The organism is Candidatus Babeliaceae bacterium, assembly GCA_041660765.1.
GTDB lineage: Bacteria > Babelota > Babeliae > Babelales > Babelaceae > JBAZVR01.
The window spans coordinates 104,076-113,280 of record JBAZVR010000003.1 but is presented as its reverse complement, the minus strand read 5'-3'; the positions used below and the strand labels follow the sequence as shown (position 1 = coordinate 113,280).

At 35.8% G+C, this 9,205-nt stretch carries 11 protein-coding genes; 6 read left to right on the top strand and 5 right to left on the bottom strand.

The window, feature by feature from the left end:
* The 3 genes from WC707_06295 to WC707_06285 form a co-directional block, all read left to right on the top strand.
* A partial coding sequence (locus tag WC707_06295; GenBank protein MFA6066762.1) for a hypothetical protein occupies positions 1 to 293 on the top strand: 293 nt, incomplete at its 5' end.
* Positions 294 to 444: 151 nt separating this feature from the next.
* Positions 445 to 1,305: a M48 family metalloprotease gene (locus WC707_06290; GenBank protein ID MFA6066761.1), complete on the top strand. Its 861-nt coding sequence runs from the start codon at positions 445 to 447 to the stop codon at positions 1,303 to 1,305.
* Positions 1,296 to 2,030 carry a hypothetical protein gene (locus WC707_06285; protein ID MFA6066760.1) on the top strand — a complete coding sequence of 245 codons (735 nt, stop codon included), beginning with the start codon at positions 1,296 to 1,298 and terminating at the stop codon, positions 2,028 to 2,030. The genes WC707_06290 and WC707_06285 overlap by 10 nt, the downstream gene beginning before the upstream one ends.
* Before the next feature lie 14 nt (positions 2,031 to 2,044).
* Here the strand turns inward: WC707_06285 and WC707_06280 are convergent, their stop codons facing one another.
* The 5 genes from WC707_06280 to WC707_06260 form a co-directional block, all read right to left on the bottom strand.
* On the bottom strand, positions 2,045 to 2,248 hold the full coding sequence (locus WC707_06280; GenBank protein MFA6066759.1) for a hypothetical protein: 204 nt from the start codon (positions 2,246 to 2,248) through the stop codon (positions 2,045 to 2,047).
* Positions 2,249 to 2,320: 72 nt separating this feature from the next.
* Positions 2,321 to 3,484: an N-acetylmuramoyl-L-alanine amidase gene (locus tag WC707_06275; GenBank protein MFA6066758.1), complete on the bottom strand. Its 1,164-nt coding sequence runs from the start codon at positions 3,482 to 3,484 to the stop codon at positions 2,321 to 2,323.
* Positions 3,485 to 3,516: 32 nt separating this feature from the next.
* Positions 3,517 to 5,676, bottom strand: a complete 2,160-nt coding sequence (locus WC707_06270) for an ATP-dependent RecD-like DNA helicase (GenBank protein ID MFA6066757.1) — start codon at positions 5,674 to 5,676, stop codon at positions 3,517 to 3,519.
* The gene (locus WC707_06265; protein MFA6066756.1) at positions 5,676 to 6,302 is read right to left on the bottom strand and encodes a hypothetical protein; all 627 of its coding nucleotides are present in this window, start codon (positions 6,300 to 6,302) and stop codon (positions 5,676 to 5,678) included. The genes WC707_06270 and WC707_06265 overlap by 1 nt, the downstream gene beginning before the upstream one ends.
* Before the next feature lie 32 nt (positions 6,303 to 6,334).
* On the bottom strand, positions 6,335 to 7,933 hold the full coding sequence (locus WC707_06260; GenBank protein MFA6066755.1) for a hypothetical protein: 1,599 nt from the start codon (positions 7,931 to 7,933) through the stop codon (positions 6,335 to 6,337).
* 184 nt (positions 7,934 to 8,117) lie between these two features.
* Here WC707_06260 and atpE point away from each other — a divergent pair, with 184 nt between their 5' ends.
* The 3 genes from atpE to WC707_06245 are packed head-to-tail and all read left to right on the top strand — an operon-like array spanning position 8,118 to position 9,197.
* Positions 8,118 to 8,363, top strand: coding sequence for an ATP synthase F0 subunit C (atpE, locus tag WC707_06255; protein ID MFA6066754.1), 246 nt, complete (start codon positions 8,118 to 8,120; stop codon positions 8,361 to 8,363).
* 5 nt (positions 8,364 to 8,368) lie between these two features.
* Positions 8,369 to 8,737 carry a hypothetical protein gene (locus WC707_06250; protein MFA6066753.1) on the top strand — a complete coding sequence of 123 codons (369 nt, stop codon included), beginning with the start codon at positions 8,369 to 8,371 and terminating at the stop codon, positions 8,735 to 8,737.
* Entirely contained in the window at positions 8,730 to 9,197 is a 468-nt protein-coding gene (locus WC707_06245) for a hypothetical protein (GenBank protein ID MFA6066752.1), read from the top strand. Before WC707_06250 ends, WC707_06245 begins: the two co-directional genes overlap by 8 nt.
* The last annotated feature ends 8 nt before the right edge of the window (positions 9,198 to 9,205 follow it).

The window sequence follows — 9,205 nt, the reverse complement described above, 5'->3', positions numbered from 1 at the left end:
TCACCATGCAGGATAGGCATCCAAATATTCGATTATGGCCCTTAAAACAAGATATTTTACAAAAATCTTACACGTTACTGCTCAATCCAGCAGATCAAAATTATCACAAACAGATTGCACTACTCGCTGGCGACACATCATCCCACGTGCGCTATCATGCACTATGGCACATTGAAAAATTTGTACCCCATCAAGAACGGCCTCGCTACCATTATTTATTTGAAAAAGCCTTGCTGGATAAAAAAGAAGCTCTTAAAAAATTTGCTCAAGCGTACATAAAAAAGTATCTATAAGTTATATCGCTTGTGCTAATAATTCTAATTTTTCAGCACAATTACCCATTGTCCAATAAAACACGCTCAGCAGGCCCTGTTTTATTGGACAAAATTTATTATAAATATATATTTATAAATATAATTATAATAACAAATAATAGGCATTATCATGTTCAATCATATCGCATCCTACTTTGTACCCATCACATTAACAGATACAGTAAAAGCATCTAACATAAAATACATAGCGCCGATATTTATCATAGTTGCACTTTTTTTATCATTAATTGCAAAAAATAATTTTATACAAGAAAAAATCGATACATATGCCATACGTAATGCAGAAAAATCATTTGGATCGCAACCAGTAGCTCAAAATTTAGAAGAAAAAATACGGGCCATTGCTCGTGAAATGGGCGTAACCGAGCCTATTATCATTCGCAAAATGAGTCAGACTGCCTTATCAGTATATGGATATTGCAATGCCTTTGCTTATTTCCCCTCGTTTTTCAATATTATCCCTATAAGTAATAAAATTTTCTTATTTATTAGCGAAGGCTTTTTAGAAGACTTGTCCCCAGAAGAACAACGTTTTTTGATTGGGCATGAAATGGTGCACGTTAAAAAACACCATACCCAATATTTGAACCTGGCATTGTGTCTATTATTTATTATACTCATGCTATTGTCAGCATATATCCACAAACGTATTGCACATTATTATGTTACTCATAAATGGCATGCGTCCGCCTTTGCTTATATGCTAGTATTTATGTGTATACTTATCACACAATTGACATGCTTAGCATATCGGCGAACCATAGAGCGCGAAGCTGATCATTGTTCACTTTCTGCACTTAATTCTTATGAAGGAGGCATTAAACTTGCTGAACGATGGGAGAAAGAATATAAACATCCATCGGTAAATTCATATTTTGGTCTATTCGCTGATCATCCGGCCTGCGGAGAAAGAAAATTATATTGTCTACAATTACAACATCTAGCACGGGAGTTGCAACAATGCATATAATAAGTATCGCATTAGCTTTATTATTAACAAATTCAGCTCATGCAAAAATGGTTGAATTTGCTGAAGATGGCTATCTTATACAAGCACCAGAAGCTGTTACCACTATAGCTGCCAGGGCCGCTCAATTAGTTGATTTTGACAATAATTATGAAATTGCCGCACCTAAAAAGGCTGGAATACAAATAAACCCATGGAATAAATTTGCAGTATATGGCATACATCCTCAAAGCAAAAATCCTTTTATGATCATAAATCCTGAATGGCTTTTGAATATTCCACAAGCGCAACAAGATTTTTTACTTGCTCGTTATTTTATGGTTTTTAAGCAAGGCGTTACGCCCTTAAGCCTAAAAATTATACCGTATGTAGTTATGCTCTTTGCTTTCTGTTTAACCTTGGCTATCTTTTGGCTATTAGGAAAAACACCATTAATAAATAAGCCAGCGCTCAGAGTTTTGGCAGCCTTCTGCATAGCAACAATATTCAATCTTTTGGTCACTAATAAAGTTCAAGTGAAAGTTACAAAGTATTTTGGCGCGCAATTTGACATGCAAATCATTAAAATGACTGTGCAAAAAACAGGTAATCGCGACGCAGCTATTAAGACTCTTGAATTACTGGATACTGCTGTCAAAGATGAATTAAAAACAGACAAAATTTTCTGGGCACCATACGAACACATGTTTGAAAATTATGCAAAAGAGCTTAAGAGTTTAAACCCTTAAGCTCTTTTTTAGTTCTACTTCTTAGAAATAAGATTGCGCACTATGCCATAGACACCGGATTTAGCAATGCCGTAGCCAATAATAGTGATAGATAAAATAATGAGAACAGCGTTAATGCCCTTTTGAATGTATCCAAAAGTATGGAGCAATAACGCGACACCACCGACGATATACAGCAATCCACGCAGTAAATCTTTGTGACGTAAATCAAGATTCATAGTATTCCCTTTTTGTAATATATACTCATATCGTAGTGAGCATAAAAAAAAAGAGCATTTGATTTCAATTTTTTATAAATTTATTTTTTCTAATAACGCATTAATGGCTGTAGCAACAGGCATGACATGCGCTATGATATTTTGTTTTTCAGTTACGCCAATTTCTAATGCGACTGCAGGAACATGCACCCCTAGAAGTGGTTTAAAGGGCATACCTACTGTTTTTTTTGTAGCAAAGCCGTACTTTTTTTGCTCAGACAATAAGCTCTTTTCTAAAAAAAACGCATAACTTTGAGTTATTACCAGATTATCTAAATATGCCATAGTGTAGGGCGTGCATTCTAATTTAGTTGATTTTTTATGCCACAAATCTGTTACTGGGTTATACATTACATAATAAAGCCCTAATGACGATAATAACTCTTTTTCTTGAAATGCATGCAAGCTGATATAGAGATCAGCTTGTAATCTATTTGCTAATGCAGCGTTATAAAGTGGCTCTACTATATCGCCTGCATGGCGCGTTATAATAACCGTGCTATAGGGCATCATTTCTGTAAGCGCTGTTTTAAGTTCTTGGGCATATTGCAACGTAAGCGCACACTCAAAATTATTATACACAACACGTTCTGTATTTTTTGCATCACCTGCAGGAGCCAAAACAATAGTATATTGTTTTTTATTATCTAACGGCGTAATTGGCTGAGCTTGATACGGCGCAGATACAAATCCTGTTAATGGCCATGGCTTAGAAAAATCAAGATGTTTATCATTGAGTGGCTGATGATGACTTAAAAAATAAATCCCCTGTAGATTAATTTCATTATCGCGTATCGTTTGCAATAAACTTTCTATCAACATAAGTTTATCTCGCACAGAGCTTTGTTTTGCAAAAAAACTTCTATCAAACGATATAAAAGCGTCCTGCTCGGACACAGAAAGCGCACAGGATTGTAATGATATTTTCTTAGATACAATATTTTCTTGTTCAAGCAACGTAAGCCATGACGTTACAAGATACTGCACATTATCAATTTTATTGTTCGACCAAATAATTTCTTTTTTTTCTTGCACAGAGCCCATTGGTCCGTAATACGTAATAGTAACTATTTTTTTGTGCGATTGCCCACAAGAAATTACTCGCGGCTTATAATAAAACAGATTAATAATAATTATATCATGCATATATGCAAAAAAAATCATACCACACATAAGCATGCAAGCGGATAAAAGCATAAAAAAACGGTTACTGGTCATATAAAAACTGGTTATTCACGTAAAAATTTTTCTAAAAATGTTATTCTTTGCTGCTTTTTACTATTTTTGATTGCCATGGCAAGGGCACGAGGCTCTCCAATAATAACGCATAATTTTTTAGCACGAGTTATAGCAGTATACACCAAATTGCGTTGTAAAAGAGTAAAATGTTGCATAAAAATAGGGATAATAACCGCAGGATATTCTGAGCCTTGGCTTTTATGAATAGTAATGGCATAAGCGAGAACAAGTTCATTGAGCTCATCAAAATCATACTCAACTAATCGGTTGCCAAAGCTAACACCCAATGTTTTGTCGATGGTATTAATAGAATCTATAACACCAATATCACCATTAAAAGTATTTTTGTCGTAATTATTTTTTATTTGCATAACTTTATCACCTATTTTATAGGCTACTCCAGCATGCATAACAGATTCTTTATGTTCGGGATTAACAAGCGACTGCAGAACATGATTCAAATTATAGGCACCGGCAAGACCTTTATTCATAGGCACCAAAATCTGCGCGTCTTCTTGCTTAATACCATGCTTTGCCAACTCAATAAATAAAATGCGCTTTAAATGAACCGCCATATTTTCTGGAGACTCTTCCTTCAAAAATAAAAAGTCACGACGAGCATCTGGTAAAGACGTCGTAGGAAATTCGCCACGATTCACTCGGTGGGCGTTAACCACAATAAGGCTGTCCTGCGCCTGTCTAAAAATTTCTGTTAATCGAATAGTAGGAACAAGCTCACTTTTTATACAATCCTGTAAAAAATTGCCCGCGCCCACTGAAGGTAATTGATCGATATCCCCAATTAATACCAAATGAGTAGATGGCGCAAGTGCTTTAATAAGAGCATGCGCAAGAAAAACATCAATCATAGAGGCTTCATCAACTATTAAATAATTGGTTTTAAGCGCATTACCCTCATTGTGAACAAAACGCATAGTGCTGACATCAAATTCCAAAAGCCTGTGCAACGTCATTGCATAACGGCCCGTACTTTCCATCATTCGTTGAGCCGCTCTTCCTGTCGGAGATGCTAGCTTATACTCAACATGTTCTAATTCTAAAATTGATAACAATTTTTTTATAAGCGTTGTTTTTCCTGTACCTGGACCACCCGTTATAATAGTTACTTTATTATTCAAGCAGGCCATAATACCCATTTGCTGCTGTTCATTAAGAGCGATCTCATTCTTCTGGGGTACGCGCAAGGTTTCATAATGCGTATGATAATTAATAGTCAAAGCCGAAGGATATTCCAATAATTTTTTAATAGTTTTTGCTACCGAATCTTCTATAAATTTATGAAACTGCAACCCAATATAATATATATTTTGGTGCGTGATTAATGTAATTTTATTGCTATCATATAATTCATGCAGCGCAGGCTTAAGCAACTGTTTATGTTCCGCGCCAAGCTCTAATAATTCTAATGTTTTTTGACGCGCGTCATCAAGCTCCAGATATAAGTGGCCTTGTTGCGTTGCTTGACTCAAGGCAAATAGTATACCTGCAGAAATTCTGGCAGAAGAGTGAAGCTGAAACCCAACATTAAGCGCTATTTTATCCGCCATCTTAAAGCCAATACCCCAAATTTCTTCTGCCAACCGATAGGGATTTTCGTGGATAATAGCGCGAGCATTTTGACCATATTTTTTATAAATTTTAGCGGCGTATGCAGGAGATATATCTTTTTCTTGCAGAAAAATCATGATATCAGCGATACCTTTTTGCTCGCCCCATGCGGTAACAATAGTTTCGATGCGTTTTGCGCCAATACCGGGAACCTCATGCAAACGATTCGGCTGTGTATCAATTATCGTCAAAACAGATTGACCAAAGTGATTCACCAGTTTTTCTGCATATGCAGGCCCGATGCCCTTAATAAGGCCCGAGCCTAAATATTTTTTAAGACCAGTTATGCTCGTTGGAACTTTATTTATACAGGCCTGTATAATAAATTGCTTACCAAATCTTGCATGATGTTCCCAATATCCCTTGAGTTCTACTTCTTGCCCTGCAGATAAGCCAGGAACAGACCCTTTTGCCATACATGATAGATTTTTTGATGCAAGAATAAAAACGGCAAATCCATTATCATGACTTTGAAAGAGAAAGCGCTCAACAGTTCCAATAATAATTTCTTCTTGTTCCATTAATTTTTACTTTTTTTATTCTCCGATTCTCTCATCTGCTGATACTGCTTCCATGATTTCTTACAGGTATTCATAAAATCTGTGAGAAACATTTTGAGATCATCGCAAAATTCATTAAGATGAGAAAAATCAACCATATGTTTTACCAAACTTTCATGCTCATTCTTAGTTACCTGACTCCAAGCAATAAGATATGTATGCGGCTTATTGCGCTGCTTGCTCCACGCTGCAATCAGCTTAATCATATACTCTTCTGATCCCCGAGAATTAGCCAAGTAAGGCATTGCTATATCTTCAAAAATCACCAGCGCTTGACTCAGAGCAGCAGCATAATCATTCTTTGGATTTTCTTTTTGAATCAATACCAATTCTTCAAGAGAATAGGCTTTATTTTTATACATGATTTTTTTAATTCCCATAGATGCCTGCGCAGCACTCTTTGGCCCATGTTGAAATACATGAATTTGTAATGCAAAATGCACGAGGTGAGCAATATTAACCAACGGAGTTCCATCAATAAATCGTAAAACTTCCGAGTCTATGACAATAGGAGCCACATTTTCCCCATGATTGAGAATAGGGAATAAAACGCACAATGTAAAGAGCGCCAATTTTTTTTTAAACATGATTACCTCTTTTTTTGAATTTAAAATATATATTAGAATCTAAAAACAGTGTCAATACTCAACGTGAAATCTTTACCAATACCTTGATTATTAACCGTCGCATCCATGCTTACCCCAAGATATAAATAGTTACAAACACATGGCATATACGCAAAGAACTTTGCAAATATTTTACCCTGATAAGCAGATGGCCTCAAGCCTCGATCAATATTTAATAACAATGTTGTTGCATAGGGAACGGTTATATATTCTTTAGTTTTATACCAAAAATCATAACCGACAAGACCATGAAAATATGGTGATTTATACCAGAACGCCAACGAACCTTTACCTACCATACCTGGATGAACGCGTACGTTACAAACGGCAGGATATAACAAGTTTACCATTTGCTCTGTAAGAAAATTTAAATTGTCTTGTGCCGTATTAGGATCATTATAATCTCTGGCAAACTCTGCCGAATTTTTATTAACAAGAAAAAAACGTGTTTCTGGACGGGGTATAAAATAATCAAAACCTATATTTGCTTGTAAAGCCATATATTCCGTCAATTGTCGATAATAATAAACAACCGGCCCCAAACTTGTATGCTCTTGCCCTAATGGTCTATCAAGCAGGTTTGCTGTTAATCGATCAAGAGCACCTACAAAAAAATTTGTTGCCAATGTTTTTGCTTGAGCCTGCTCTTGAATCGTTCCTGCAGCAAGACAAACAAGCTGTTCAATGTCAAAGGGTGGCGGGCAACACATTTTGCAATACTGGCCACCAAAAAGAACGCTATCGCCAAACCACAAATTGAGTCTTTTTCCATTAAAAGCGTGCGAAGTTGGCAATGTTACCTCAAATGCCGGAAGTATTGTTGAACAATTACTCATAATAAAATTATGTGCAATTTGTAAGCGCAAATCTCCCAGGCCGAGCTTTGTGCTGACAAGATGTTGATAGCCAAATGCCATCTCCCCATCAAGATCTGTACCGGCTCCTGCATTCAAAAAAAGAGGTTGATTTTGAATAGCTTCTTGCTCTTTAAGGCTTAAAAAAAAGTTACTTTCTAACCAGTACATAGGAATAATTGCACTAACCCAATTATTATTAAAATTTTTATACCCGCCGATCATAGCTCCAACACGCCGTTCCTCTATTTTCATTTTAGAAAACAATGAAAATACTTCGGGAAGAGTTGTTCCTAATAAGGCATCGAGATCTTTGTTTTCAAGAGAAGATCCAACATTGAGGTTAAGATACGATGAAAGGTTTGGGCTGCATTTGGTAAAATACCCATCTCGCATTTGATTAAAGAAAAATTGAAGCGACAAACCGCCTTCGCAAGGAACAAAGGGGAGCTGAAAAAAAGACATTTGAAAACTTGGTAGATCAACCAATGGTCGAACATTAATAGGGTTTGTATAATTATAAAAATTTTCTTGCAACAACTGTGGGGCACTGAGTGTTGCCAAATGCTCTACTATGTCTAGGACGGTTATTCCGCATTGACGGTCACGCAATTCTTCAAATTTATCATCAAATCCCCCATCATAAATATTTCCAGGTGTAAGACCCGTTGTTTCTTCGGAACAGATTGTATTGTGCAATGCAAGCAGTATGACAGAGGCGATTATCAGTTTCTTCATATAAAATCTCTTTTTTTAATATGGTTTATCCCATAGATTCTTCAGCCATATTAGCAGCGTTAACTAATTTTGACAAAATGATATACTTTTTTAAAAAAAGATCGATTTTTCGCCATGAAGTTATTATGATTAAAATATAAAGCGTTTATATCATACTATTTAACATGCGTTGAAAGGTTATCCTGTGGAAAATGCAATTAATTACGTAAAAATTGCCGGATATTTGGGTGCGGCTTTTGCTATTGGTATCGGGACTATTGGCCCTGCCCTTGGACAAGGACTTGTTGCGTCAAAAGCGTGCGAAAATATAGGTAAATATCCAGAAAGCGCCGGTAAAATTAGGGCTGCTATGATGTTAGGCATGGCTATTATCGAAACATCTCCCATTTACGTATTGGCTATTTGCTTGCTTCTTATTTTTGTTTCTTAAGCCACATGAATATTAACGCGACACTTATACTCCAAATTATCAATTTCTGCATAGCATACCAAATAATTGATAAGATTTTTTTGAAATATGCTGTTGCTCTTATTCAACGTCATGAAGCTCTCGAACAAGATCTTATTAAAAGTCGGGAGAGCTGTATCTATGAAGTGCGCGAACTCAACCAGCAAGCTCATCAGGCGTGGCAACGCTATCAAGCTATATTAAAACATAACGTGCCGCCTCATACAAATATAAACTGCGTGCCACTTGAATTTGCTCAGCATCAACCAGAAATGTATCTATTATCACATAAAGAAATGCTTGTTGCAGAAACCATAACCACACTTTTTAACAAAATACGGTCTCCTCATGGTTAATAGTTTGTTTTTGTGGATCAATTTTTTCATCTTACTTGGGTTGGGTATATATCTTTTTTATACATATGGCTTACCCATTATTAAACAAGATATAGCCAATAAAAAACGTATCACTCAAGAAATACACGATCAAATAGTTATAAATAAACATGAAAAAACTGCTATTTTACGTAATATAGATAGCCAAAAAGTTCTTTTTGATGCTTTATACAAACATCTTGATACGTGGAAGATCGAAAATAATCGCTATTATCATGAATGTCTCGCAGATAAACAGCTCGTACGAGAAAAACTGGAAAAAAAATATAAAATACAGGCAAAGCAAGAAGCGCTTAGAAAGGCCTATCTTGAAATAATGCCCGATGTTTTTGAAAAGCTTGATCATGATTTAAAAAAAAATTTCGCCAGTCGCCAAGAACGCGAGCGCTATAATATATCTATACTGAATGTGCTTAAATAGGGATTAGA